Consider the following 26,967-nt stretch of genomic DNA (forward strand, 5'->3'; position numbering starts at 1 on the left):
TCTTCCTTTATGCAGTCCCAGGTAACCGCAGTGATCGCGTTATCCTTCACTGTCATGCTCACCTGGTCTTTGAAGCCATTCTCATCAAATTCCGGTGATTCATAGGTATAAGTTCCTTCTTTTAAGGCGGAAGGAGTTTCAGCTGTTTCTTCCGTTGTCTCCGGTACCGTTACCGGTTCCTCACCCCTTGCCTGTAAAAGAGCCTGATCCACCGCCTGCTTAATGGCATCGCTGCTGAGAGTTGCTCCCGATACAGCATCTACCTGCGTAGATTGCTTTGCAAGAATGGAATCCGTCAATCCTGGTAACACCAGATTAAGAAGTGTTTCCTTTTCTCCATTTACAGTAATTGAATCAATGGTTTTTCCTGATACTGTTACATCTGCGGTGACAATCCCGCCGTAGCCTTTCGCAGTACCTGTATAGGTACCCGGAACATAGATCTCCGGTCTGATACTATTGTCAATCGCCTTATAAAGCGGGTCTGTACCAAAAACAGTAGCGCAAGCCAGTATAATCATAGCTCCCAGCCCAATATATCCATTTCTTTTAGCATTCGCGTTACTTTTATTCATATATCCTCCTGTCTTATAAAGTTTGATTATATTTTAACATACCTCACAGGACTACGGCAATCACTTTATAAAATTTTAATTATATTTGGATAGATTCAAGATTATATGTTATAATGAAACAGAATTTTTGCCATTCTGTTTCTTCATAGATAGAAAAATAAGTAAAGGAACTTTCGATATGGAAATGAAAAAACATAAGAAAGAAGTCATACTGATTGTTACAATTTTGGCGATATCATTTCTACTGCTCATCGTGAACCGGTTTATTTTTTCAAAGCCTGCCAGATATCTGGAAATCACGGTAGACGGGAACCATTATGAAACGCTGGATTTAAATCAGGATACTGAGATTTTAGTAAAGGGTTACCAGGGAGGAACTAACCGCATTGTGATTCAGAACGGTAAAGTACACGTTTCTGATGCTTCCTGTCCCGACAAAATCTGTATTCACCAGGGCACGATTGAACAGACGGGCGAAAGCATTGTTTGTCTGCCCAATCGTATGATTGCACAAATTATGGGAAAATAATCGCTTATTCGGTTCTTTTTTCACCAAAAAAGAATAACGCCACCGTTCCGGGTCCTGTATGGGAACCAATTACACAACCAATGCTGTTAATTGTTACCGGTTCTTTCAGCATGGGAAACCGTTCCTTTATAAGAGCAGCCACTTCTTTTGCATCTGCTTCACAGGCAGAATGAGCAATCAGGCATTTTCCGTTATAACGGGAACCATTCAGGGCATGTAATTCCATCGTTTTTACCATTTCCTGAATGGCTCTTTTTTTTGTACGTATTTTCTGCCTTGGAATTAAATGTCCTGTATCATCAATATTCATAAGGGGGCAGATATTTAAAACAGTTCCCAGCATGGCGGAGGTGGCAGATATTCTTCCTCCCCGTTTAAAACTGGTTAAATCGGTTGAAAAGAACCAATGATGGACGGAAAGCCTGTGATTCATCACCCATTCTGCTGCTGCCTCCAGCGTGACTCCCTGATCCCGCAGATCTGCAGCCGCATCCGTTAAAAGTCCATAACCGGAAGAGGCTCCAAGAGTGTCCAGTATAAGAATGGTTCTGTCCGGGTATCTCAGCCGCATCTCAGTTCCCGCAACGCAGGCGGAATTATAAGTACCAGAAATTCCTGATGACAAGGTCAGATGCAGGATATCCTTTCCTTCCTTTAATATCGGCTCAAAGAAATTACAGTATTCCTCTACATTTACCTGCGAGGTATAAGGTGCTGCCCCTTTTGCAATCCGGTCATAAAATTCATCAAATGGAATACTCTCTCCTAAATCGTCGGGATAAGTAACTCCGTCGATTGTGTAATGAAAACAAACGTATGGAATTTTCCGGGTAACAAAAAATTCTTTTTTCATATCTGCCGTAGAACAACAGGTTAAAACAAATTTATTCATACTGTCCCCTCCTGCCTTAACTGGCGTTTCTATCGTGTTTTTCCCTGGACGGGAATCTTTACCATAAATTCTGTTCCTGCATCAATTGTTGATTCCACCGTAATGGTACCGTGATAAAAGTTAACAATATGTTTTACGATGGAAAGTCCAAGACCTGTCCCGCCCTGTTTTTTACTTCTTCCTTTATCAACCCGGTAGAAACGTTCAAATATACGGCCAAGCGATTCTTTAGGGATTCCCATTCCATTATCCTTTACTCTGATAATCACATTGCGGTCCTCTTCTTTGACTGTAATCCATACCTCTCCACCCGGTTTATTATATTTTACAGCATTACTTACCAGATTACCAATTAATTCCTTCATCTGCTGACCGTTGGCGTAGATGCAGACGGGCCTGCAGTCCATATGCATCAGAACTTCATGAGAGGCCGCAAGAGGCTCCAGGGATTCAATAATGTCTTCCACCAGTATGGAGAGCCGTACATCGCTTTTTAAAACCTCAGCTTCTTTTGTTTCAAGACGGGATATCATAAGAATATCATTGATCAGATTATTCATATTTCCTGCCTCTTTTTTGATTCGTTTTATGAAATCCGCCTTCTGGTCTTCATCCTGTATGATTCCGCTTTCCAGAAGCTCCGCGTAGCCCTGTACCGAAGTAATGGGAGTTTTTAACTCATGAGAGGCATTGCTGAAAAATTCCTGACGGATCTGCTTTTCCCGCTCAATCTGATTCAAATACTCCTTTACATTCCTGGACATCCGCGTTGTGGTTTCCGCTATGATATTAATCTCCGGATATTGATACGTTTCAAAAGAAAGATCGGTGTAATCCCCGTTTACCTTCAGCATTTCCTGGGAAATCTCCTTAAGCGGCCGGGTAATCGACTCAGCAAAACTGTCTGCGGAAAACGCGGAATACATAATTGCTGCAAGAAAGCTCAGCCACACAGCAGGAAGCAGAAGCAGAAGGTTTTCTTTCATTCCGGTATACGGAACCGCCATCCGGAGAATGTAATCTGCTTTGGAGGACCGGATTGCTACATAAAGCATACTTTCCTTCAGCGTATTGGAATAACGTCTGGAAGTTCCTTCTCCTTCCTCCATTGCCTCCTTTACCTCTTCCCTGCCGGCATGATTATCCAAAGAAGTAACCGGTACTTCTCCAGTATCGGCCACTACAGTTCCATCTAAACAGATGACAGTGAAACGGCTATGGTTTTCACTTAACGTGGGTTTTAAGTCCCCAATCTCCTTTTCTAAATTTCCGGAATAATCAAGAACCTCATCCATAGCCTTTAACGTGTATTTCATATCTTTTTTTGAATTTTTAAGAAGTGCGCTGCTGGAGGCAATATAAAATATGGAACTGCTGAGCACCAGCACCACCAGGATAATCTGAATAAATTTTACAAAAATAGCCTGTTTCATAGTACCTCCAAATTATACAGCAAGTATTTGTATTATATTTCCGTTTTAATTAAACGATACCCCACTCCCCGGACCGTCTTAATACAGGAACCGCCATTCTCTCCCAGCTTCTGACGTAATGTCCGGATATGCATATCCAGGGTTCTGGTCTCTCCGTCATAATCATATCCCCAGATATGATTAAGCAGTTCATCTCTGGTAACAACCTTATTATGATTCTCCATCAGATACTGCAGTAAGTCAAACTCTTTTAATGTAAGCTCAATTTTAACCCCGTCACAGGTAACTTCTCTGGTCTTCTTGTTTAAATGCAGACAATACTGCTCCAGTTCATCATCCGGAGACTGATTTTTGCTGCTGCGGCGTAAAAGACTGCGGATTCGTGCTGCCAGCTCCATAACCCCAAATGGCTTTGTCATGTAGTCATCTGCACCGCCATCCAGACCGGCCACCTTATCAAACTCCCGGTCTTTCGCAGTCAGGACAAGAATTGGAATGTCTTTTAATAAATCATTTTTTCGGATTCTGCGAATAGCCGACATTCCATCCATGCCGGGAAGCATCAGGTCAAAGACAGCCAGTGCCGGTTTATCTGTTTCCATATGTTTTAAGGCATCCTCTGCCATCTCATAAGAAGAAACCTCATATCCGAAGCCTTCCAGGGCAATTTTTATTAAATCCCTGATATTATCATCATCTTCCACTACATAGATTCTTTCCATACTTCTCCTTCCTGTCTCTTAAAAATGTAATTTTTACATTTCTTCTTTTACATAACCTGCAATGTTATGGGCATGATCAGAAATTCTCTCCAGGTTGCTTAATGCATCTAAAAAGACAACTCCATTTTCCGGTTTACATGACTGAGCAGACAGACGCTCAATATGGCGTTCTCTTAACTCTTCCTCCAGAATATCTACGTTCTCCTCACATTGAACAACTGCACGCACTTCTGACATATCAGAGGTTTCTCTGGCTTTAATGGCATGTTCCAAAGATGCCCGGACAGCCTTAAGCATCTCTTTCATTTCGCTTTCCGCTTCTTTGGAAAAGATGATATTGCGGTTTGCTTTCTCCGCTGCCAGTTCCGACAAGTTTTCACAATGGTCACTGACCCGTTCGAAATCGCTGACTGTATAAAAAAGATTTTTAACCAGAATATGCTGTTCTTCATTTAAGGATTGATTGTTAATTTTAATTAAGTAATCAGTCAGTAATTTCTCATATTGATCGATTTTCTGCTCCAGTTTTTCCACCTGTTTAATTTCTGATAAATCACTGCTTAGAAGAGCATCTGCCGCCACATCAAAATTCTCGAGCGCAGCGTAACCCATATTAACAACTTCATGGTTTACATTTTCAATGGCAAATGAAGGTGTTTCCAAAATTCGTTCATCTAAGTGACGCTTCATCTCATTTTCAGAATCAGGCACTTCTTCTTTATCCTGAGTCCTTACTAAAAAACCGGAGGCCTTTACCAGCAATCCTGCAAATGGGAACAGTAAAACGGTATTGGTAACATTAAATATGGTATGAAAAATGGATATTTCCACGCTGGTGATTCTGGATGAGGCCAGAATCGGATTCAATTTAAAATAAACAAACATAATAACGCCAAATATAAGAGCCCCCGCCGTATTAAACATCATATGAATAGCCGCCGCACGCTTTGCTGTCCGGTTGGCTCCCAGGCTGGAAAGAAGTGCAGTTACACAAGTTCCGATATTCTGGCCAAGTGTAATAAATATGGCAGACTGCCAGTTTACAATTCCGTTCAATGCAAGCGTCTGTAAGATTCCCACTGAAGCAGAGGAACTCTGTATAATGCCGGTTACAACAAGTCCGGCAAGAATTCCAAGGAACGGATTCTTACCAAGAACCGAAAAAGCCTGTCCAAAAACCGGAGCAGACCGGTAAGGAGAAATCGAAGCAGACATAAAAGACAGTCCGATAAATAAGACACCAAATCCAACCAGGATCTCACCAATCTGTTTTTTCTTTTCATTTTTTGAGAACAGGCTGAATAATGCGCCCACACCCACTAACGCAGGAGCAAAGAATTCGGGCTTTAGCATCTCACCCCATTCACTCATGGAAACGATCCAGCTGGTAACAGTTGTACCGATGTTGGCACCCATAATAATACCGACTGCCTGTTGAAGATTCATAATTCCCGCATTAACAAATCCAACCACCATAACCGTAGTGGCCGAACTGCTCTGTATAATAGCCGTAATTCCTGTCCCTAACAGAACTCCCATCAGCCGATTGCTTGTTAATGCTCCAAGTAACTGCTGCATCTTATGTCCAGCAGATTTTTGCAGTCCATCAGCCATGGCATCCATTCCATAAAGGAACATTCCCAACCCTCCGATAAACTTAAATAACATTTGTATATCTGTTATTGACATATCATCCTCCCGTATTTCATGATAAATCATGTTATGTAAGCATCATATCAAATCTATGTAAAGTATTATACATAGGATTGTAAAATTTATGTAAATTTTTATCTCAATGTAAAATTTCCTTATAAACGCGGAGAACATTGCCGTAAAAAACAGCTTCAATTTCATCCTCGCGAAAGCCCTCTTTTTTCATGCATGCTTCTAACAGCGGAAGATCCTCCGGGGATTTCATCTCCAGTTCTCCACCAATTCCGTCAAAATCCGAACCGAGACCGATACAGCCGATGCCTCCAATCTGCTTTAAATGCTTTATATGCGAAACCATATCCTCAATCCTGCTTAAGGACTGCTCTCCTTTCTTCCAGTCATGAAGAAAATCAGCGCAGAAATTGATTCCAGTGACTCCTCCCCGCTCAGCAAGCAGCCGGATCATCTCATCTGTTAAATTTCTTGGGTTTGAAGCAATGGTTCTGGCATTAGAATGGCTGGCTACAAAAGGCTTTTTCGTGTAACGGAATATATCATAAATTCCTGCATCGGATAAATGGGACACATCAATGATCATACCCAGACGTTCCATCTCCTCTGCAAAAACAATCCCTGTTTCCGTCAGCCCGTGCTCTGTTTCCGGTTCAAAAAAAGCCTCTTCCTTCTCAATTCTGATTCTGTTGGGATAAGCGAGTTCATTGATATGATTCCAGGTAAGAGTCATCATACGGACCCCCAGGCGGTAAAAATTACGCAGAAAAGCAATTTCCCCCTGACAAACACCACCCTCTTCAATCGTTAACATGGCAGACATTCTTCCTTCTATGCGATTCTTTTCAATGTCTTCATATGTCTTTACTATTCCGATTAAATCCCCATATTCCTCCAGTTCCGTGTAAAACAAATCAAGCAGCTTCATACAGTATTCAAATGGTCTTTCATGCTTTGTAAGTTCTGTAAACAGGGCAAAATTCTGCAGACAGTAATTACCTTTTTTCATTCTCTCCAGGTCGATATGACAGTCATTTTTTAAAATAGAATAGTCTTTACCCTCCTGTCTTCTGTAGTAAAGCTCCGCTATTGTATCACAATGCATATCTGCAACATTCATTTTCCTGTCCTTTCCTATTACAAAGATTCTCAGACGCCCGAAAAGGAGCAGCCCGAACACAGCTGCTCCTTTGGTACTTATGAAAATAGTATCACTCCTATGACAGATTTGCAAGAAAATATTCTGTTGCTATTCGCTGCGAAGTGCATCAATAGGGCTTAAGTTCGCTGCACGGCTGGCGGGCATGTATCCGAATATAAGCCCGATGCCCACTGATACACTAAAGGAAACAATAACCGCTGCAGGCGTAGGGGTTGCCGGTATCCCTATGGCAGCTCCAACTATTGTTGTAGCCACAGAGCCTAATGCCATTCCCACCAATCCGCCAAGAGAACTGGTAACCGCTGCTTCAATAACAAATTGCTGCATGATGTGTATTTTCTTTGCTCCCAAAGCCTTTCTGATTCCAATTTCCCTTGTCCGCTCGGTTACTGACACCAGCATAATATTCATGACTCCCACACCTGCCACCAATAAAGAGATTCCGGCAATTCCGCCCAGGACCATGGACATCATGGCGATCATGGAATCCAAAGATTCCAGCATCTCACTCATGGCAGTGACGCGAAATAAACTGTCATCTTTATAAATGCTCATCAAAAACGTTTCCAGAGTCTCCTTGGCTTTCGCCGTGTAATCCGTATCGGCTGTGGCAAACACATAGTTGCTGATGCGGGCTGTATTGTTCATTTTCGCAGCACTGCTGTAAGGAAGATACAAAATATCATCCGTTCCTCCCCCTTCCAGCTCATCCTCATCCTGCCTGGAAATCACACCCACAATCCGGTAGGAATTCCCATTCATTTTAATTGTTTTGTCTATGGCATTATCCACGCTTCCATATAATTTCCAGGCAACGTAATACCCTGCCACACATACTTTTTGTCTGGAAGCAATATCGGAATAGGAAATAAAACGTCCTGCATCAAGATTCTGATCTTTCATGTCTAAATATTCTTCACTGACTCCTGTTATTGTTGTATCCTCCAGTGATTCTGTCCCATATTTCAAAGTGGCACTGACAGACACACTTGGCGTCATATGAGAAAATAAATCTCTGTTATCATTATAAAACTGGTACATATCATCTACATCTGCATATCTGGTTGCCAAATTGGTTAAACGGACCGTCATCTGATTGGTACCCATACTGGTAAAGCTGTCCTTCATATATGACATCTGACCATTTACAAGACTGACCAGAATAATCACCGATGCAACACCTATAATAATACCCAGCATAGTAAGGAAGGATCGCATTTTATTACCCCAGATACTCTTAAGGGCCATTTTAAAGGATTGCAGAATATTCATTTACGTCTCCATCGAAATTTATCTTACCATCATGCACCCTGATCACACGCCGTGCTTCTAACGCAATGGTGCTGTCATGAGTAATCATCACAATGGTATTGCCTTCGTCATTTAGTTCCTTTAAGAAATCAAGTACATCCCGGCTGGTTTTGGAATCCAGGGCACCTGTTGGTTCATCTGCCAGAATCAGAGACGGATTTCCGGTCAGAGCTCTGGCTATGGACACTCTTTGCTGCTGACCGCCGGACAGCTGGTTGGGGAGATTTTTCCACTTCTCTGCCAGACCCACCCGTTCTAAGGAGGCCATGGCACGCTCTTTTCGCTCCTCTGTACCAGCTCCTGCATAAAGAAGCGGCAGTTCCACATTCTCCAGAAGATTTAATCTTGGGAGCAGATTATACTGCTGAAAAATAAATCCAATCATTTTATTTCTGATCTGTGCCAGCTGATTGTCCGTCATCCCTCCCACATCTTCTCCGCCCAAGAGATATTGACCATCGCTTGGAACATCCAGTGCGCCGATAATGTTCATCAGAGTTGACTTTCCGCTTCCTGATTTTCCCACAATGGCAACGAATTCTCCACGAAATATTGTCATGGTTACTCCGTCGTTTGCTCGCACCTCTTCCTCCCCCATCTGGTAAACCTTGTAGATCTCTTTTAATTCAATCAAGGGTTCTGCCACATTTCATTCCTCCTTATTTTTACCGGGACTGGCCCCCCTGGCCGGTGCTTCTGTTATTGCTGCTACCGTTACTGTATCCGCTGCCACTTCGTCCCGCACGTTCTGCAGAACCGTCCATTCCACCAGGAGGACCTCCAAACCCACCTTTCACATCGGCAGTTTTACTGGTACTTACCGTACTCTGCGCAACATAAACCTCCTGATTTTCTTCAAGACCTGAAGTAATCTCTACATAATCATCATTGATTAATCCTGTTTCTACTTCCGCCTCTTTAAATCCGGCCGGAATATTCCCTTTTGCTTCCTTTACCGTATCATCCTTTACATATACATAATTCCCCCGCAACAGTGCATCTGCCGGAATTGTCAGTACACCAGAAGCCTCATTAAGGACAATGACTCCGTCTACATTCATGCCAGGCAGAAGTTCATCCATACCATCATTTAGTGTAATGGTAACCGGGTAATTTGTCACTCCATCGGTTGTCGTGCTCTTCAGACTTACATTCGTGACTGTACCGGAAAAACTCTTGCCGCTTACTGCGTCCGCAGTAATTGTTACCTTCTGCCCTACTGCCACTGATTTAACATCCAATTCATCCACACTCATTTCAAAAGTATAATTTGACATATCATAAATCGTTGCAAGCGTGGTACTTCCGCTGGTACTTTTTGTGATCTTATCTCCCACCTTTATGCTTTTTGTAATCACTTTACCTGATATGGGAGCCGTAATCGTATAGTTATCATAGGTTTCCTGAGTGTTCTCCAGGGAGCTCTTTGCGGATTCCAGAGAGGATTGGGCTTTATCCAGGGCGTCCTTATAAGTACGAATAAGCGCAGCAGCACTTTTATTTTCCATAGTAAAAACAGGTGTTCCCTTCGTCACATAGTCTCCCTCGTGAACAAGAACTGTACCTACTTGAACTCCTGATGAAAGGTCCGCTTTCATAGTTGTTTCAAGCTTTGGTTCAAAGATGGCCTCCATGCTGCATGCAAATTCACCAACGGAGCCGGTTGCCGAAGTTTCCTTCGTCAGTCCTCCCGGATTTGGAACCTCAATGGTTACATAACGGACAATCCGGCCTCCTGTCAGTGTCACATCCATATTTCCCACAGAAATCACAGAACCATTCACCTGTTCCCCCGAATCCACCAGTGTCAGAACGGCAGTACTGCCTGCTGCTATCTGGGCTGCCTCTCCAGAGAGAAACGGAAGCTTGATTTTCATAATGCTGTCATCCGTTATAGAGGCTAGTTCCGATTTATCATTGACCTTATCGCCCTCTTTTATAGAAAGGGTGCTGATGTACCCGGTTTCTGTAGACTTATATGTATTCCCACTATAATCCTTTAAAGCATCATTATAATTATCCAATGCAACCTGATAACTTTCCTGCGATCTTTCTAAAGAATTATTGGCAGAGGTCAGCTGGCTCTCTGCAGAAGAGCTGTCGATCCGGTATAAGACCTGGTCTTTTTCCACCTCGTCACCCTCTTCAAAATTCGCCTCAACGACTTCACCCTCTGCTAATGAGGTAATATCATACGTATCCTTTGGAGAAATGGTTCCGGAAGAAGACAGTTTAGAAGAGATGTCTCTTTTCGTGACTACAGCTGTTTTTATCTTTTGAGCTTTTGCATTTGCTTCCTTACTTTTTTTAAACGAAAAAGCAAAGAAAATACATGCAAATACAATGAGAATCAGAAGCAAAATAATTAAAATCTTCTTTTTAAATAATTTCTGGATAATCTTTTTCATTCCGGCCTCTCCCGTTAATCTTCTATATAGTCAATGACAGTTCTTGTTTCATCTCCGCTATTGTCGGTGGAAAGCGTATAAACAAGATTGACGGTATCTCCGACTCTCAAATCCCCATAAGAAGAAAATGCGAACTGCATCTCGGTGCTGGTCAGTGTATACGTATTCCCATCATCAAGAATAATTGCACTGGGATTCATTAAATCAGTGGAATTGTAAATGATATTTGTGATTTCCCCAAATGCCGCAGATCGTCCGCTTTCATTTTCAGTTCCAACAGTATAAAGCCATACAGTTTTGGATAAAGAATGGTAATAAACGAGAACACCATCGGAACTTTCTAACGCAACAGTAATGGCATCACTGGAATTGCTCACTGCATCACCGTCCAGATAAACATTGGCTGCACTGAGTTTAAAGGGCAGATATGAATTTAAACGGCTCTTGCTTCTTACTACTTTTGGTCCTTTTAAGCTGTTATCAACCATGGTAAAAGGATTGATTTCTCCGTCTTCGGTCAATTCACAATCTAAAATCTTTCCATACATGGTACCGGATGTATTATCTGCTTTCAGCAGATTATAAAACAGGTTGACACAGTCTTCTTTTTTCAATACTTCCTGAGCATCTCTGTTAATATTTTCATCTAACTCAAGAAAATGATATTTGGAAAGTCTGGAGCCCGACTGATCACCAGTAAAATCAGAATTCTTATATCCAAGTAATGCAAGAACCCCTTTCACCGCATCCTGAAGCGTTATATATTCATCCGGTTTAAACATACCTCCCAGATAACCACTCATCCAGCCCTGTTCTGCGGCAATCCTGATCTGAGCCGAATATTCAAAATCCCTTGATACATCTGCAAATACGGAAGTATTGCTTAAGTTGCTCACTGTACTACGGTAGGAAGAAGCATTTACCAGCATGGAGGCAAATTCTCCCCGGGTGACAGTCATATCAGTATTGGTTATATTCATAATGCCCGATATACCGATGACTTTTTTTCTTAAATCAAAATTGGCTGATGCCTCCGCATTCATCGGTGCAACTGCCGTTGCAGCCAGAATAACTGCAAGCGATGCCGCTGTTCTTCGTGCATTCATTAAGGTTTTCCTCTCCTTCATAAGATTTTTTAATATCTTAACAAATCGTTGTGATGGCTTTGTGATGGCAGGCTGAAATTAAACTGAAAATAAACTGCATTGCTTAAAATACTTTAAAAGGCTATAATAAAAACAAAGGAGAACTTACCTATGAAGTTGTTAATTGTGGAAGACGAACTCAGACTGGCAGAGGCTATAGGACAGATTATGAAAGAGCAGCATTATCAGACTGATCTTGTTTATGACGGAAAAGACGGCTTACGTTTCGCACTGTCAGGAGATTATGATGTGATTATTCTGGATGTCATGCTCCCAGGTGAGAATGGGTTTCAGATTGTTGAGAAGCTTCGGGAAGCCAGAATACAAACTCCCATTCTCATGCTTACTGCGCGTGACAGTGTAAGTGATAAAGTAACCGGACTGGATAAAGGTGCCGATGATTATATGACAAAACCATTTGTTCCAGAGGAACTTCTGGCGCGTATCCGTGCACTCTCCCGCAGACAGGGGGAAGTGATTGTGGAAGAAATGACATTTGCAGATCTTAAATTAAATCTGTCAGCCAACGATTTATCCTGCGGTACCAAATCCATTCATTTAAGTTATAAAGAATTTGAAGTATTAAGAATCCTTATGAGCAGCCTTGGAAAAATCACTTCAAAAGATACGCTTATTAACCGTGTATGGGGATCCGGCTCTGATGCAGAGGATAATAATGTAGAAGCATATATTTCTTTTTTACGTAAAAAATTCCATTACCTGGGATCAAAAGCAGAAATCACGACAGTGCGAAAAGTAGGCTACCGTCTGGAGGAAGGAAGATGATTAAAAAGTTAAGAACCCGGTTCATACTTATTAATATGGGCTTTGTTATCAGCATACTGGCTGCAGTTTTAGGGGTCTTTTACATGGCAAACAGGCAGCGGATTGTACGGAATACCTCCATAGCTCTCTTCCAGTCCATGAATCATGAACGTTTTAAAATACCACCGGACAAAGTAGAATTTGGAAGAAGACCAAAACAGAATCCAATCCCCCTTACACCTGTATTTGTTATAACACTAAATGAAGATCAAACCATTGAGAACATAGATGAAAATAATATTACGGTTACCAATGAGCTGGCCTCATCCTTGATCAGACTGGTCAATGCCTCTGGTTCCAGAGAAGGTATTTTAAAGGATTATTCCCTCCGTTATCTGAAAATCTCATCAAGGAACGGTACTAAAATCGGTTTTGCGGATCAAAGCTATGAACGGAATTCTTTAGAGACTTTACTGTTCAACTGTCTCCTGATTTTTTTATGTACCGTCATTTTATTTTTCCTCTTAAGCCTGTTTCTTTCCCGCCTCGCTCTGAAACCTGCAGAGCAGGCATGGGATCAGCAGAACCAGTTTATTACAGATGCTTCACACGAATTAAAGACTCCCATCACTGTTATTCTTGCAAATCTGCAGATTCTTTTGTCCCATAAGGAACGCACTATAAAAGAGCAGGAAAAATGGATCATCAATACAAAAGAAGAGGCAGATCGGATGAAACAGCTTGTGGAAGAACTGCTTTTCCTCGCACGATCGGATGCACAAACCATGGAATCCGTTACATCTTTAAGACAGACACTGAATTTTAGTGAACTGGTCTTAAACTGTGTACTGCTCTTTGAATCCGTTGCTTATGAAAATAAGGTTGCTCTTGAGAATGAATTAGAATCTGATATTGTTTTAGAAGGCATTGAAGTTCAGTTAAAGCAGTTAATCACCATTCTTCTGGACAATGCCTGTAAATATGCCGGAAAGAGTGGTACTGTTTCAGTTGTATTAAAAAAAACAGCCGGACACGCTGTTTTTATCATCACAAACTCGGGAAACCCCATTTTACCAGAAGAACAAAAGCATGTATTTAAACGCTTTTACCGGACCGATCAGTCCAGAGCCAGAAAAGAAGGCGGATACGGACTGGGCCTTTCTATTGCACAAACCATCGTTGACCGTCATAGGGGCAGTATCAGCGTTACCAGCAGCGCAGAAAACGGAACCACATTTACCATCACTTTACCTGCTCTGCTTCATTCTTCATAAATAAAAAGAATAAGGGATAAACCGTTATGATTCATCCCTTATTCCTTTTATTTTGTAACAGTAATTCCCTGTTCCTCAATCCGTTTTCTGATATTGAGCATCTTCTGGTCGGTTAATGCAATCACATCTGCACATTCCCGCAGTTCCTCACTGATCTCCTGGGAATATACCTGCATCTCTTTCTTGTATTTCAGCTGATGATCCAGACTTGCCCAGAAATCCATCGCCATCGTCCGTATCTGAACCTCCACCCGTATCCATTTTTTCTGATCAGAGAAAAATACCGGAATCTCAACGATCATATGATAACTGCGGTATCCATTGCTTTTCGGTTGGCGGATATAGTCCTTTATGGCAATGATATGAACATCATCCTGACGGGCAAGCATATCTGCCACTGCATAGATATCATCAAGAAACGAACAGATCACCCGGATTCCTGCCACATCATCCAGATTCTCCATCATGGATTCTAAGGAAACCGGAAGGCCTCTGCGCGTTAACTTCTCCACAATACTGACCGGTTTCTTCACTCTGGACTTTACCAGTTCAATGGGATTTCTGGAGTTTCTCACTGATAATTCATCATTTAAAACTTCCAGCTTTGTCTTGACCTCCCGAATGGCACAGGTATACATCATCATTGATTCCTGAAACTGATAAGCCTGATTGATCAGGGGGTCCGGAACTGAAACAAGATTGGGAACTTTCACAATCGACTGGTTCAGTTCACTGTTGGGGTTCATATTTATATTCATTCTTATACCTCAAAAAACAGCTAAGACTATACTGCCTCCACTGCATCAACTGCATCTTTCAGCCAGGGGGCTTCTACATATTCCACTGTACCCGCATCAACAGCTCCCGCAATCTTCGAATCAATGGGGATCTTAGCCAATACACCTACTCCGTATTTTTTTGCTACTTCATCAATATGACTTTCTCCAAATACAGAAATCTGCTTTCCGCAGTCCGGACATGTAAAATAGCTCATATTCTCCACAAGTCCCAGAATCGGAATATTCATCTTCTTCGCCATATTCACTGCCTTTCCAACAATCATGGAAACCAGCTCCTGAGGAGAGGTTACAATGATAATGCCGTCAAGAGGCAGAGACTGAAATACGGTTAACGGCACATCTCCTGTTCCCGGAGGCATGTCCACAAACATATAATCAATATTCTCCCAGAGAGTTTCCTGCCAGAACTGCTTTACAGCACCTGCAATGACGGGGCCTCTCCAGATAACCGGATCTGTCTCATGATCCAGAATTAAATTGGCAGACATTACTTCGATCCCTGTCGCACTGACAGCCGGAATCATCAGTCCGTTCGGCGTCATTCCAACGCCATTATCCGATAAACCAAATGCCTTCGGAATGGAAGGTCCTGTAATATCCGCATCCAGAATAGCTGTCTTATATCCCTTTCCATTCATACCTGCTGCCATAAGGGAAGTGACCAGGGACTTACCTACACCGCCCTTCCCGCTTACTACTCCAATTACTTTTTTCACAATACTGGAAGGATTTAACGGCTCCAGAAAACTCGTCTGTTCTTCCTCCCTGCTCCCGCAACTTTCTCCGCAAGTATTGCAATTATGTGTACAGCTGCTATCGCTCATCATTCATTCCTCCTGTAAAAACTGATATTATAGCATATACCTTAGATTATATTACGAAATCCGACTTATGTCTATGTATTTTACGAAACCGTATTTAATGAAAAACCCCGGAGTACGAATGAACACTCCGGGGTTTTGCTTATTATTTTGTTCGAATCAGATTCGCACTCCGTATCGTCCGAAAAACACCTATGGAATCCATGGTCTTAATCAGTGTAAAGAAAATCATGGAATCAATGGGCCACATCACCAGATTTTTAAGTGCTCTTGCCGGGAGCAATACCATAAATCCTTTCCCGTAAAGTAGGGAAAGACAAAGGGTATTTAAAAAAACATTGCAGATCAGCATGACCACCAGCTTGGATATAAGAATTCTTTTTAAGGTAACAGGCTTCCTGTAATACATAATACCATATAGAATTCCTGCCAGGGCAGTGACCAGGGTGAAACCAGGAAAAAAGGCGCCGGTGGGTTTTAATAAATACTTCAGCACATCGAGGCTTCCGGAAAACAGTCCGCCCACTACCGGACCGAATAAGTAGGAAATGATTCCATTGGGAACAGATGAAAATGTGATCTTAATGTAACTTCCCAGCTGAATGGAAAACACATCCAGGATGATGGCAACTGCGGCAAACATGGCTGCGGCAGTGATTGTCCTTACAGATCTCATTTCTCTGTAAGAATCGGTGAACAAAGTAACGAATTTTTTCATAAAAAAATACCTCCTTTGCAGACCTCAGACTACGACCGGAGATAAGATACCTATCTTCTGGTGCAGCGGGATGCGACTCGTGTACCGCAAGAAAATCTTTTCGTCCTGCTGACAACTCCCTGTTCAGCGGGCACTTAACGCACACAAGTCTACTCTGCGACTTTTATTTAGTTTTGTATCGCCATCAGTATAACACAGATTTTACAGAAAGCAAATGTTTTTTTCAGCGCATACCTTGTGGTTTTATTATCCGGTGTACGGATAACGCTATGAGACTTCCAAGCACTGCTCCTGCCAGAACATCGGTAGGAAAATGAACAAAAAGATACAATCTAGATAAAGCGATCAAACCAGCCAGGAACAGGAATGGTACCCCCAGCCTTCTGTTGTATAGCCAGATACTGAGTGCTCCTTCCAAAGAAGCCAGTGTGTGACCGGAAGGAAAGGAATAGTCTTTCGGATTCTGGATCAAAAGTACGACGTGGGTATCAATCCAGCATGGTCTGGGTCTTTGAATCAGATTTTTTAATATCATATTACCCAGAAGTCCCCCTGCTGCCAGACTAAGTAAAACACAGATCCCTATTTTTCTGGTTTTGGGCATGCATGTTAAGACCACTCCTGTTAGAATCCAGATAAACCCATGATCACCCAGGCTTGTGATGTGCGTCATCACCTGATCAAGCCACGGATTATGAAGAGACTGCAGTGCATATAGGATTACAAATTCTATTTGATAAAGCATTGTTATAAACTCCTTTTTTATTTTATTAAAAATCATTTGACAATGACGACATTTGCGTATAGGATTAACCATAGTTGAATTTTCGACAGGAAATACAGGAGGCTTTGTCATGAAACACATCAGACAATTCGGCATTATACTATTAATTTCACTTACTGGGGAAGTCATACATTTGTTAGTACCTCTTCCCGTACCAGCAAGTATCTATGGACTTATTCTAATGTTAATTGGTTTAAATACCAGGCTCATTCCCTTAGAAGCAGTTGAGGATGTCAGTAATTTCTTACTGGAGATCATGCCCATGCTGTTTATCCCGCCAGCCGTCGGACTTTTAGATTCGTGGGGTGCCCTTCGGCCTATTCTTTTACCATTTCTCTTAATCACTTTTATATCCACGTTTATAGTTATGGTAATGACGGGAAAAGTAACCCAGTTTTTTATAGAATCTGACAAAAAGAAGGAAGGCAATGATCATGAATCATATAATCAGTGATTTTTTATTCTTCGGGTCTGTGATAAGCCTTGTGAGCTATGAATTGGGAATCCAGATTAAAAAACGCCTGAAACTGGCTATTTTTAATCCGCTTCTAATCTCTATCATTCTTGTTATGGCTTTTCTATCCGTTTTTAAGATACATTACACAGTTTATAATGAGAGCGCAAAATACATCAGTTATCTTTTAACTCCTGCAACCATATGCCTGGCTGTCCCGCTCTACCGTCAGCTGAACCTGTTAAAAAAACACAGGAAGGCAATTATTGCAGGAACACTTACCGGTGTACTAACAACCATGAGTACCGTTTTTCTTCTGGCGCTGGTTTTTGGCTTAAATCATCAGGAATATGTGACTTTTTTACCCAAATCCATCACGACTGCCATTGCTATGGGGATCTCTGAAGAAATGAAAGGGATTGTGACTATCACGGTTGCCAGTATAATTATAACCGGTATCTTAGGCAGTATTATTGCAGAAACCGTCTGCCATGTATTTAAAATAACCAATCCGGTTGCAGTAGGCATTGCCATCGGTTCCGCCGCACATGCAGTAGGCACTACAAAAGCAATGGAGATAGGAGAAATTGAAGGTGCCATGAGCAGTCTGGCAATTGCCACTTCCGGGCTCTGCACCGTTATATTTGCATCTGTTTTTGCAAACTTTATATAAACATACATCAAAACAGATGTGAAAAAATAACCGCAGATTTTGGTCTGCGGTTATCCTGCTTTTTATGATATTAATTAATATCCCATTGCTGCAATAAAACTGGCGGCAAATACCACATAACATATAACAGCAAGAATTGTCTGGATTGCAGTCATGATTAAATTAGCTCTGCAGAAATTCTTACGGTTTTCATTACCACTTCCAAATCCCCACACAAACATCATGATCAGATTCACACATGGGATAATCATGACAATGAGAGTGATGAGCCATTCTCCCAAACTCATAACACTTTTGTTAGGATCAGAGACAGAATATGCATTCTGAACTCCCTGGTTGCTTTCATTGTTGTAGTTTTCCATACTTTTTCTCCTTAGTAAATTCATACTATTTTTGTTACAATCAGCATTATAACATAAAATATTCAATATTGGTAGAATTTTCCGTTATGTAATTGAAAAATACTATGAATCTCAAAGTAGGCGGAAGAATGTGTAAATGATGCTTACTTAGGTACATGGAACAATATACCACCTGAAAAACCAGAGCCACTGCTTGCCTATGTTTGTCGTATTGTGCGTAATCTTTCTATAAAGAAATATTACAGTAATACTGCATTGAAACGAAACAGCTATTATGATATTGCATTTGAGGAATTAGCAGACTGTATCCCTTCACAAAATAGTGTCTACAGCGATTATGACTCAAAAGAACTTGCTATAGTCATCAATGATTTTCTTGACACATTAAATAAGGATAATCGTGTCATGTTTGTGCGCAGATACTGGTTTTCTGATTCCTTAATCGAACTTGCAAACATGTACGGCATTACTGAACACAATGTTTCTGTCCGCCTCTCACGAATACGTGGGAGAATGAAAAAATATCTAATAAAGAGAGGTGTTATATTATGAATAAAGAAATATTCTCTAAAGCAATTGGGGAGATAGATACAAAATATATCAATGAAGCTCTTAGGTATACGAAATCTAAGCAGAAAATACTTTTCTATAATAAACCTATAGGTAAAACTATAATTGCTGCAGTATTCTTCATCTGCTTATTATTAGGACTGAATATAATATACCCATTTAACAAAACATCCGTTATGGCTTATGCCTATGAAACAAACAAAAAAATAAACAGTACCGGAACAGTTTTATCAACAGGAAAAGTAAATGCTGATGGCTCTATGACCGGTACTCCTTTAAGTTTCTATATACAAGGGAATGATATAAAAACAATACGTTATTCTGTTAAAAACCAATGGATTGATTTTATTGACTGGACCCAAAAAAGAGAAGAATTCGGAGTTGCAAAAAACTTCACCGTAAATTATGGTTCTGATCAGCACGATTATTATTATTTGGTAGTAAATTGGGAACCTAATGAACTTTGGGAAGCTTTAAGTAATAAAAATATATCGATTAAGGATCTGCCGCAAGAATTACTTGAGGACACAATTGTGCTGGAGATTTCATATCGTAATGATAAAACAGAAACAAAAGCAATCAAAATCAAACTACAGGATAATGGTGATTTTGTAGCTTCTTTTGATAATTATAGAATTACAGAACAGGATGATTTTGTAAATCGACCAGATAGTGAACCCATTGACAGAAGTATACTCTATAAGCAGGGAACAAAAGAATCCAAATCTTATAAAGAGGCTCTAACAACAGAAGAATTGGAAGCAGCAAGAACTACTGCACTAAATTATTACGAAAATACTGCATGGACTGTTAAAGAAATTAACGTAGCCGAAAATACAAATAGACAATATTCTAATGAAAACATCGAAGCAGAATATGATGTTGGGGATATTATTATATTTGATGTAACTGCAATTAAGAATAACGAAAATGAAAATAGGATGATTAGCGTGGCAAGGAAAAATAAAAATAATTGGACCGTTATAAATGAAGGCTTTTAATAACAGCCTGATAGAATAGAATCACATAAGTAGTCCGACTTCGCTAAGCTGGACTACTTATGATTACCATGACCATATAACCACAGACACTGAACTTTACTTTTTCAAGTCAGATATAAATGAAGAATACGAAAAAGCAGGGACCTGCGTTCTATGATGTACGGTTCCATATGGGGAAAATACAATCTCATACGTACCAGATATACTGTCAGCGATACGGTCACAGTTATCACCAATAGGAGCATGGCTGCCTTTTTATTTCCTCTCCTGAAATAGCTTATCCGTATCTCATTGATCAGGAGAAGAAAAAGAAGCGGTGCAGAAGGATTCATTCTCATTCCGCCGATAAAATCTCCTTTAGCGAACCGAAGCATCGCCCGGGTACTTCCGCATGCAGGACAGGGAATTCCAAATAATCCCCTCAACGGACAGATCCCTCCGGTTATGGAATACATCAGGATACAGTAAATGATAAACAGCCCAAGCGTGCACCAGGCTGCAAGGTGGAAAAACTTTTGTTTTTTTTTCATATCGTCCCCTTATAATACACTGATTATTTTTTTCAGACCATATGCTTCTTCTGTTCGAAATGCATTCTCCAACGCAATTAAATTTGCATCGGAATGTTCTAATTCTCTGGAAAACCAATGAACCAGACGGACAAACTCATCAAAAGTAAGACTGCCTGCATGTTTGATATAAATTGCCTGTGCCAGTTCTTCTATTAATATGGTACAGATAACAGCCATTTTCAATTTTACATATGGATTTCCATCATAAACAGCCCCGCAAAAATAAGTATAAACAAAATAAATAAGAAGCTGTTCCAGCCACTGATTCCACTCACTCTTTCTTTCCGGTATTTTATCTAAGTATCCGCGAAAGTTTTCTCTTGCATATCCGTAGTGATCCGGTCCCTGTTCAAAAAGCAGAGTCTTTAACTCTCCAATGTAAGAAGGCCAATTCTGATTTATTACTTCCATCTTATCCAGAAGAGAGAACCAGCTTTTCATTATTTCAAAACGCTCCCGGTCAGTTGCAGCATACTCCCGCCGTTTTAAGGAGACAAATTCTTCACAGCCGGTCTGCCTGTATCGGTTGATTAAAGCTTCGGTCTGGCACAGCTTCCCTTCCCGAATCCTTCTTTGCAGATCATGTCCCAGTCCCAGAATCATGGCAGCCCGAAGGGAAATCTCCCTGCTGCGGTTCTGCAAAAGCGCAAATATCTCCTTTCTCACTTCCACCAGTTTAAAGAAAAGCTGGGAATCAAACTCCGGATATGTCTCCTCCTGTCCGTCTTCCTTTGTGAGAAAATGAACCGGTTCTTCTAAACTAAGAATCAGCTTTGCCGCTTCTTCACAAGACATTGACAGGGACAGTTCCCGGACGCCTTCGTATTCTTCCGTATGTCTTGGATATTCCCTGCAGGTTCTGCAGAGCATGGAAGGTCCTGCCTCTGTGTAAATATCGCAGAGATTGTTTCCATTTAAAAAAGCGCATCTGCCCCTCTTTTGTTTAAAACAGCTTTTCTTCCAGTCAACTCCATATAAAAGCTTTTTACCCAGTCCATCTGTCTGTGCTCTATACTTTTGCATGGAAGCACTGTCTATCATAATTTTCCAGCCTGCACAGCAGGTATCACTGCACCGATTAGCACTGCATAGAAATCTGCGGTAATAGTGAGGTATTGTAAACTGCATGTTCTTACTCCAATCCTTAAGTATCTTTTGTGGATAATTCCTGTTGAATCCGCTGTGCGCCCCATTCAGACATCAAATCAAGGATGGGGGCAAGTGTCTGCCCGTCTTCTGTAAGAGAATATTCCACTCTGGGTGGTACTTCATTGTACTGTTCCCGATGTACTAACCCATCTGCTTCTAACTCCTTTAATTGTTTGCTTAACGTGCGATGGGCGATCGGTTGTAATTCTTCCCATAACCGGCTGTACCGCATTACTTTTAATTTATAAAGCTTATACAAGATGACCCACTTCCATTTCCCCTCTATCTTTGATATTGTATAATAGATTGGACACTTACCAAATTTATTATTAAAATCCACTTCCTCACCTCAATACTTACAATTAATATAGTATATAACAATAATGTTCATACTTGAAGTATGTACCATAATCATATATACTATCTTCATAAATGTCAAATATTTGTCTATGGAGGTTTGAAATGAAATTTTTAGAATTGTCTAAAGAACGCTTTTCCGTTCGAAAATTCAGCGATAAGAAAGTAGAAAAAGAGAAATTGGATCTCATCCTTGAGGCAGGACGTACTGCACCTACTGCCTGCAATTACCAGCCCCAGAGAATCCTTGTACTGAATGATGAAAAAGATTTATCAAAAATCAGTCTTTGCACCCCTTTTCAGTTTCATCAGCAGCTGGCATTGCTTGTATGCTACGATAAAACGGTGAGCTGGAAAAGAAAATACGATGAAAAAGATGAGGGCGAAATCGATGCAAGCATTGTCGCAACTCATATGATGCTGCAAGCTTCTGAATTAGGAATCGGTTCGACCTGGGTAGGACATTTTGATCCGGAAAAAATCAAAAAGGCTTACTGCATTCCTGAACATATAATACCTGCAGCAATACTGCTTATGGGATATCCCGCTGAAGATGCTGTTCCGAACAAATTACATTATGAACGCCTGGACATTGAACAGACTGTTTTTTACGGATCTTTCGATGATACAGAAAAAGAACAGGAATTATAATTTGCTTCTATGACATGAAAGGCAGGTTCTTCGAAATCTGCTTTTTGTTTTTAAGATAAAAAGCGGGATGCTACAAAACCAACTTACGTTAATTTTGCAACACCCCTCAGCTTATTTGGGTTCAAATCATTTACAAAGCTTTTTAAATTCATCTGCAACGTGCTGAACCTGAGTTCCTACCACTACCTGAACGCTGTTCTTCCCAGGGCGGATGACTCCAGCCACACCGGCAGATTTAATCTTTTTCTCATTTACCTTAGTATAGTCAGCAATTTCCAGTCTTAATCTGGTGATGCAAGTATCAATACTGGTGATATTGTCCTTACCTCCAAGTCCTTCCAGAATGATGGAAGCAACGGCTGTATAGTCATTATTGGCAAGAGTCACTTTACTCTCATTAATTTCATCATCATCATCATCTTCCCGGCCAGGTGTCTTAAAGTTAAACACCCGAATCGCCACACGGAATATGATGTAGTAAACAGCACCGTAAGCAACACCAATTGGTATAAGCAGCCATGAGTTCTCTGCAAATGGTGCTCTGAAGCTCAGGAACCAGTCAACAAAACCTGCACTGAAGAAAAAGCCTGCACGTACAGGAAGTAACGCAATGATTGTCATCGAAATGGCTGTTAAAGCTGCATGGATTACATAAAGCCCGGGAGCAAGGAACATGAATGCAAATTCAATAGGCTCTGTAATGCCCGTAAAGAAAGAACATAATGCGGCTGAGAAAAATAAACCATAAACCATTTTCTTTTTCCCAGGCTTTGCACTATGGTACATAGCAAGAGTCGCTGCCGGAAGACCGAACATCATGACAGGGAAAAATCCTGACATATACTGACCAGTCTGACCTAATATTCCGCCTTCTGCCGTACCCCAGAATTTACCGATATCATTAACTCCTGCAAGGTCAAACCAGAATACAGCATTCAGTGCATGATGAAGACCAAGCGGAATGAGCAGACGGTTAAAGAATCCATAAAGACCGGCTCCTACAGGTCCAAGACTTAGAATCACTTCACCAAATGCAACTATTACAGAATAAACAGCCGGCCATACGAAGAACAATACAATACTGACCACCAAAGACGTTAAGGCAGTAACAATTGCAACAGATCGTTTGCCACTGAAAAACGCCAACGCATCAGGAAGCCTGGTACTCTTAAACTTATTATAACAGTTTGCTCCGATAAGACCTGATATAATACCAATACACGGGTTCGCAATCTTACCGAATGCCGGATTTACCTGTGATGCATCAATTTTCATTAATAATGCAACTGTTCCTGTTGAAAGAATCGTGGTGATCATCAGCCAGGAAACAAGAGCTGCAAGTGCAGAAGTGCCCTCCTGATCGTCGGACATACCTATCCCTACCCCAACGGCAAAGAGAATTGGCATATTGTCAATGATTGCTGCCCCAGCTTTAATTAAAAAAGCAGCAATAATTGACCAGATTCCGGTAGCCTCCCCTTGCCCGGAAATTATGCTCGGGGCAATCCAGTAACCGATCCCCATGAGGATTCCTGCTGCCGGCAGACATGCTACCGGAAGCATCAAAGATTTACCTAGTTTTTGCAAATACCTCATCATAAAAAGAAACCCCTTTCTTTTTTTGTCCTTAAGGACATATTTATCCATACCTGCATTTGCAGGTTACGATCACTTTTTATCTAAAACAGACCGTATCGCAAAATATGCAGCCTCCTCATCCTCTCCCTCAAACCGGAAGACAATGACATCCCCTTTTCTGGCTCCAAGCCCCATAATAGCCAGGAGGCTTTTGCAGTCAGCCTTTTGTAATTCCCAGCACGCCTCTATGGAACAACTGTATTTTCCTGCCTCCATAAAAATTATGGAAGCCGGTCTGGCATGCAGCCCCATGGGATCTTCTATCTCATATCGATACTCTTTCATTTATTCACCTACAATTCAATGATTGGTTCCAGCTCCTTTACTTTTTTTCCGACATGACATTCCATGTTGGGATATTCCGCAGTATTTAATATGATGACAGGCGTAATCAGGTCATATCCTTTCTGCCGGATCTCATCTAAATCAAATTCCAGAAGAAGCTCTCCTGCTCTCACTGCCTCTCCCTGCTTTTTAAAGGAGCGGTAACCTTCTCCATTTAATTTCACCGTATCAAGACCTACATGGATCATGACTTCTGCACCATTATCTGCAGTAATACTGACAGCATGCTTTGTCTCAAACATAATAGTCAGCACTCCGCTTACCGGAGCAACAATTCTTCCTCTGGTGGGTATGACAGCGATTCCTTTTCCCAAAAGCTCCTGATTAAACGCAGGATCATTTACTTCGCTTAAAGGAATTGCCATTCCTTCCACCGGCGCCAGAATTTCCTCTCTTTTACCGCCCCCTCTTTTAAAATGCTTTTTCCACGTTTCAAACATGTCAACTTGTTCCCCTTTCTTCTAAAGCCGCATTCTTTTGATATGAACTGCCAGATATGCAGTTTCCTCCTCTGTTACATCATGATGATAGGATTCAAAAATATATTCCTTAATTTTTAAGCTGCATGCATATTCCTCTGGATACATGCCAGCTATAATATTGCTGAATTCCGTATTCGCGCTGTTTAACAGCTCTCCTGTGAGAATCCGCTGGGCGAGAAATCGTAAGTGAGTAATAAATCTCTGATAATTCAAGGATCCCTCATCCAGTTCCATGGAGAAAAATTCACTGACTATTTTTACTCCATTCTGGATAAGACTGGTCATATCCATCATCTTATTCATAGCGGTATTAAGTTCTGCATTTACAATATGCATTGCGATAAAACCAGCCTCATCAACAGGAAGTCTGACTCCTGCTTTTCTTTCAATGAGTGCAACCGCATATTCACCGATTAAATACTCCTCTTTATAAAATGCCTTAATTTCGCTGAGAATCGGATTTAAAAAAAACATATTCTGTTTAAACCGGTGAATCGCAAAACTAATGTGATCCGTCAATGTGATATAGATGTTTTGATTTAAAGTCCTGTTTAAAACGCTTTTTGCATACGTGATAATTTCCGCCGAAGCATTAATATGCTCAAGAGGAAGCCTTACCAGCAGTTCCTTAAACTGGTCCATACTGTTTTGACTGTCTAACCGGAATGTTTTTTCAATTTTGTTTTCTGCAATCGGCCGGCCCGGCTTAGTGCCGAAACCAAGACCTCTCCCCATGATGATGACTTCCTTCCCATCTGGCTCTAATGCAGTAACAATATTGTTATTAATTATTTTATCAATATTCATAAATTACCTCTTAATAATAAAAAATAAAAAACCAACTCTGATTATGAAAATAGAAATTATTTTCTTAATCAAAATTGGTTTTGCCTGCTTTCCAGTAACAATCCGATCATTATTCACTTATTCACATTATAACAACATTTCGGCAATATGTCAATCTTTTTAGAGCTTACTAAATGCAAGAAATAAAAATAAGACTCCGCTGAGCCAGGATAGATCCCAGCCCTTTAGTGCAGCAAGCCGTTTTCCCAGGAAAATTCCGGCATACATCACGGCACTTCCTACTAAAAGAGCTGCCAGCGCTGCGTAACCTGGGTTAATCATTAAAAAACCAGACAGTGCACCGGCCACAAGACTGTCAATTGACATGGCAAAAGAAAACATAACCGTCTCTTTCCATGACAGCGTTTTCGAATCATCCCAGTCAGCCGCCATTGGATTTCCGTATATATTAATTATAATACTAAGCCCTGACACAGAAATAGTCAAATCTTTGTGTACATGGACATGATTGTTAATATATTTCTTTATGGCATAGTCTAACAGCTTCATTATTCCCAAGAAGAACAGGCAGGAAAAGCCCACTCCCTTAGCGAATATCTCCGGCACAAAATTATCCACGACATTGCCAAATAACAAAGCTGCTCCCAGGCAGCTGCTGCAGATTACATTCGCCGCTATTACCTTTATCCATGAAATACCTACTCTGTTTGCACCATAAGCAACGCTGGCAACAAACGTATCCGTACTCAGCGCCAGAACCAGAATGATAATATTACGCATTTTTCACCGAACGACCCTTTTTACTTTAATATATTCAAGGGTTTTTGGTTTGGCACCTGAAAATAGCTAACTGTTTTTTATATCCCATTTCTTTTTAATTCAGCTCTAAGCCTTTCCAGCGC

General features: G+C 41.0%; 30 protein-coding genes, 1 pseudogene and 1 riboswitch. Of the genes and pseudogenes, 8 read left to right on the forward strand and 23 right to left on the reverse strand.

Translation table 11 applies throughout. From position 1 onward, the window contains the following. On the reverse strand, positions 1-575 hold a 575-nt coding region (locus tag RZO55_RS14735; protein ID WP_318065024.1), incomplete at its 3' end, for an FMN-binding protein. A gap of 178 nt (positions 576-753) precedes the next feature. Here RZO55_RS14735 and RZO55_RS14740 point away from each other — a divergent pair. Continuing rightward, positions 754-1,104 carry a NusG domain II-containing protein gene (locus tag RZO55_RS14740; RefSeq protein ID WP_318065025.1) on the forward strand — a complete coding sequence of 117 codons (351 nt, stop codon included), beginning with the start codon at positions 754-756 and terminating at the stop codon, positions 1,102-1,104. Between the two features lie 4 nt (positions 1,105-1,108). Here the strand turns inward: RZO55_RS14740 and RZO55_RS14745 are convergent, their stop codons facing one another. From RZO55_RS14745 to RZO55_RS14785, 9 genes are all read right to left on the reverse strand, one after another. Then, positions 1,109-1,996, reverse strand: coding sequence for a DegV family protein (locus RZO55_RS14745; RefSeq protein ID WP_318065026.1), 888 nt, complete (start codon positions 1,994-1,996; stop codon positions 1,109-1,111). 29 nt (positions 1,997-2,025) lie between these two features. After that, positions 2,026-3,429, reverse strand: a complete 1,404-nt coding sequence (locus RZO55_RS14750) for a sensor histidine kinase (RefSeq protein ID WP_318065027.1) — start codon at positions 3,427-3,429, stop codon at positions 2,026-2,028. Positions 3,430-3,461: 32 nt separating this feature from the next. Further along, positions 3,462-4,151, reverse strand: a complete 690-nt coding sequence (locus RZO55_RS14755; RefSeq protein WP_318065028.1) for a response regulator transcription factor — start codon at positions 4,149-4,151, stop codon at positions 3,462-3,464. Between the two features lie 33 nt (positions 4,152-4,184). Continuing rightward, entirely contained in the window at positions 4,185-5,840 is a 1,656-nt protein-coding gene (locus tag RZO55_RS14760) for a Na/Pi cotransporter family protein (RefSeq protein WP_318065029.1), read from the reverse strand. A gap of 103 nt (positions 5,841-5,943) precedes the next feature. After that, a complete protein-coding gene (locus RZO55_RS14765) occupies positions 5,944-6,936 on the reverse strand; it encodes a dipeptidase (RefSeq protein WP_318065030.1) in 993 nt (330 codons plus the stop codon). Positions 6,937-7,065: 129 nt separating this feature from the next. Then, the gene (locus RZO55_RS14770; RefSeq protein WP_336624307.1) at positions 7,066-8,250 is read right to left on the reverse strand and encodes an ABC transporter permease; all 1,185 of its coding nucleotides are present in this window, start codon (positions 8,248-8,250) and stop codon (positions 7,066-7,068) included. After that, a complete protein-coding gene (locus RZO55_RS14775; RefSeq protein WP_318065371.1) occupies positions 8,228-8,887 on the reverse strand; it encodes an ABC transporter ATP-binding protein in 660 nt (219 codons plus the stop codon). The genes RZO55_RS14770 and RZO55_RS14775 overlap by 23 nt, the downstream gene beginning before the upstream one ends. 67 nt (positions 8,888-8,954) lie before the next feature. After that, positions 8,955-10,697, reverse strand: a complete 1,743-nt coding sequence (locus RZO55_RS14780) for an efflux RND transporter periplasmic adaptor subunit (RefSeq protein ID WP_318065031.1) — start codon at positions 10,695-10,697, stop codon at positions 8,955-8,957. A gap of 14 nt (positions 10,698-10,711) precedes the next feature. Continuing rightward, positions 10,712-11,803 carry an S-layer homology domain-containing protein gene (locus RZO55_RS14785; protein WP_318065032.1) on the reverse strand — a complete coding sequence of 364 codons (1,092 nt, stop codon included), beginning with the start codon at positions 11,801-11,803 and terminating at the stop codon, positions 10,712-10,714. Between the two features lie 150 nt (positions 11,804-11,953). Here RZO55_RS14785 and RZO55_RS14790 point away from each other — a divergent pair, with 150 nt between their 5' ends. Continuing rightward, positions 11,954-12,628, forward strand: a complete 675-nt coding sequence (locus RZO55_RS14790; RefSeq protein WP_318065033.1) for a response regulator transcription factor — start codon at positions 11,954-11,956, stop codon at positions 12,626-12,628. Next, complete coding sequence (locus RZO55_RS14795; RefSeq protein WP_318065034.1) at positions 12,625-13,881, forward strand: sensor histidine kinase; 1,257 nt, start codon at positions 12,625-12,627, stop codon at positions 13,879-13,881. The genes RZO55_RS14790 and RZO55_RS14795 overlap by 4 nt, the downstream gene beginning before the upstream one ends. A 47-nt stretch (positions 13,882-13,928) precedes the next feature. Here the strand turns inward: RZO55_RS14795 and RZO55_RS14800 are convergent, their stop codons facing one another. The 4 genes from RZO55_RS14800 to RZO55_RS14815 form a co-directional block, all read right to left on the reverse strand. After that, positions 13,929-14,639: a GTP pyrophosphokinase gene (locus RZO55_RS14800; RefSeq protein WP_318065035.1), complete on the reverse strand. Its 711-nt coding sequence runs from the start codon at positions 14,637-14,639 to the stop codon at positions 13,929-13,931. Positions 14,640-14,665: 26 nt separating this feature from the next. After that, positions 14,666-15,505, reverse strand: coding sequence for a P-loop NTPase (locus RZO55_RS14805; protein ID WP_318065372.1), 840 nt, complete (start codon positions 15,503-15,505; stop codon positions 14,666-14,668). 142 nt (positions 15,506-15,647) lie between these two features. Next, positions 15,648-16,220 (reverse strand): folate family ECF transporter S component, encoded by a 573-nt coding sequence (locus RZO55_RS14810; RefSeq protein WP_318065036.1) that lies wholly within the window; start codon positions 16,218-16,220, stop codon positions 15,648-15,650. A gap of 61 nt (positions 16,221-16,281) precedes the next feature. Beyond that, positions 16,282-16,379, reverse strand: a riboswitch (THF riboswitch). Between the two features lie 64 nt (positions 16,380-16,443). Continuing rightward, positions 16,444-16,965 (reverse strand): phosphatase PAP2 family protein, encoded by a 522-nt coding sequence (locus RZO55_RS14815; protein ID WP_318065037.1) that lies wholly within the window; start codon positions 16,963-16,965, stop codon positions 16,444-16,446. A gap of 109 nt (positions 16,966-17,074) precedes the next feature. Between RZO55_RS14815 and RZO55_RS14820 the strand changes: the two genes are divergently transcribed. Next, a complete protein-coding gene (locus tag RZO55_RS14820; RefSeq protein WP_318065038.1) occupies positions 17,075-17,458 on the forward strand; it encodes a CidA/LrgA family protein in 384 nt (127 codons plus the stop codon). After that, positions 17,439-18,131, forward strand: a complete 693-nt coding sequence (locus tag RZO55_RS14825; protein WP_318065039.1) for an LrgB family protein — start codon at positions 17,439-17,441, stop codon at positions 18,129-18,131. Before RZO55_RS14820 ends, RZO55_RS14825 begins: the two co-directional genes overlap by 20 nt. A 74-nt stretch (positions 18,132-18,205) precedes the next feature. Here RZO55_RS14825 and RZO55_RS14830 read toward each other — a convergent pair whose 3' ends face one another. Next, positions 18,206-18,493 carry a hypothetical protein gene (locus RZO55_RS14830; RefSeq protein WP_318065040.1) on the reverse strand — a complete coding sequence of 96 codons (288 nt, stop codon included), beginning with the start codon at positions 18,491-18,493 and terminating at the stop codon, positions 18,206-18,208. A 132-nt stretch (positions 18,494-18,625) separates the two neighbouring features. Between RZO55_RS14830 and RZO55_RS14835 the strand changes: the two are divergent. Beyond that, positions 18,626-19,045: pseudogene (locus RZO55_RS14835) on the forward strand (RNA polymerase sigma factor); the annotation flags it as partial. Beyond that, entirely contained in the window at positions 19,042-20,064 is a 1,023-nt protein-coding gene (locus RZO55_RS14840) for a hypothetical protein (RefSeq protein ID WP_318065041.1), read from the forward strand. The pseudogene RZO55_RS14835 and the gene RZO55_RS14840, both read left to right, overlap by 4 nt. Positions 20,065-20,168: 104 nt before the next feature. Here RZO55_RS14840 and RZO55_RS14845 read toward each other — a convergent pair whose 3' ends face one another. The 3 genes from RZO55_RS14845 to RZO55_RS14855 are packed head-to-tail and all read right to left on the reverse strand — an operon-like array spanning position 20,169 to position 22,125. Then, positions 20,169-20,594 (reverse strand): DUF2752 domain-containing protein, encoded by a 426-nt coding sequence (locus RZO55_RS14845; protein ID WP_318065042.1) that lies wholly within the window; start codon positions 20,592-20,594, stop codon positions 20,169-20,171. A gap of 9 nt (positions 20,595-20,603) precedes the next feature. Next, positions 20,604-21,764: a flagellin lysine-N-methylase gene (gene fliB / locus RZO55_RS14850; protein ID WP_318065043.1), complete on the reverse strand. Its 1,161-nt coding sequence runs from the start codon at positions 21,762-21,764 to the stop codon at positions 20,604-20,606. Positions 21,765-21,780: 16 nt separating this feature from the next. Further along, on the reverse strand, positions 21,781-22,125 hold the full coding sequence (locus tag RZO55_RS14855; RefSeq protein ID WP_318065044.1) for a winged helix-turn-helix transcriptional regulator: 345 nt from the start codon (positions 22,123-22,125) through the stop codon (positions 21,781-21,783). Between the two features lie 122 nt (positions 22,126-22,247). On the opposite strand from RZO55_RS14855, the gene RZO55_RS14860 reads away from it, so the two are divergent. After that, complete coding sequence (locus tag RZO55_RS14860) at positions 22,248-22,793, forward strand: nitroreductase family protein (protein WP_318065045.1); 546 nt, start codon at positions 22,248-22,250, stop codon at positions 22,791-22,793. 126 nt (positions 22,794-22,919) lie between these two features. Here RZO55_RS14860 and nagE read toward each other — a convergent pair whose 3' ends face one another. From nagE to RZO55_RS14885, 5 genes are all read right to left on the reverse strand, one after another. Further along, positions 22,920-24,392: an N-acetylglucosamine-specific PTS transporter subunit IIBC gene (gene nagE, locus RZO55_RS14865; protein ID WP_336624309.1), complete on the reverse strand. Its 1,473-nt coding sequence runs from the start codon at positions 24,390-24,392 to the stop codon at positions 22,920-22,922. A gap of 69 nt (positions 24,393-24,461) precedes the next feature. Further along, the gene (locus tag RZO55_RS14870; RefSeq protein ID WP_318065046.1) at positions 24,462-24,716 is read right to left on the reverse strand and encodes an HPr family phosphocarrier protein; all 255 of its coding nucleotides are present in this window, start codon (positions 24,714-24,716) and stop codon (positions 24,462-24,464) included. Positions 24,717-24,724: 8 nt separating this feature from the next. Then, entirely contained in the window at positions 24,725-25,216 is a 492-nt protein-coding gene (locus RZO55_RS14875; RefSeq protein WP_318065047.1) for a PTS sugar transporter subunit IIA, read from the reverse strand. A gap of 21 nt (positions 25,217-25,237) precedes the next feature. Further along, on the reverse strand, positions 25,238-26,065 hold the full coding sequence (licT, locus tag RZO55_RS14880; RefSeq protein WP_318065048.1) for a BglG family transcription antiterminator LicT: 828 nt from the start codon (positions 26,063-26,065) through the stop codon (positions 25,238-25,240). Between the two features lie 159 nt (positions 26,066-26,224). Beyond that, complete coding sequence (locus tag RZO55_RS14885) at positions 26,225-26,845, reverse strand: manganese efflux pump (protein ID WP_318065049.1); 621 nt, start codon at positions 26,843-26,845, stop codon at positions 26,225-26,227. Positions 26,846-26,967 lie beyond the last annotated feature (122 nt).

The organism is Clostridium boliviensis (assembly GCF_033342255.1).
GTDB lineage: Bacteria > Bacillota > Clostridia > Lachnospirales > Lachnospiraceae > Lacrimispora > Lacrimispora boliviensis.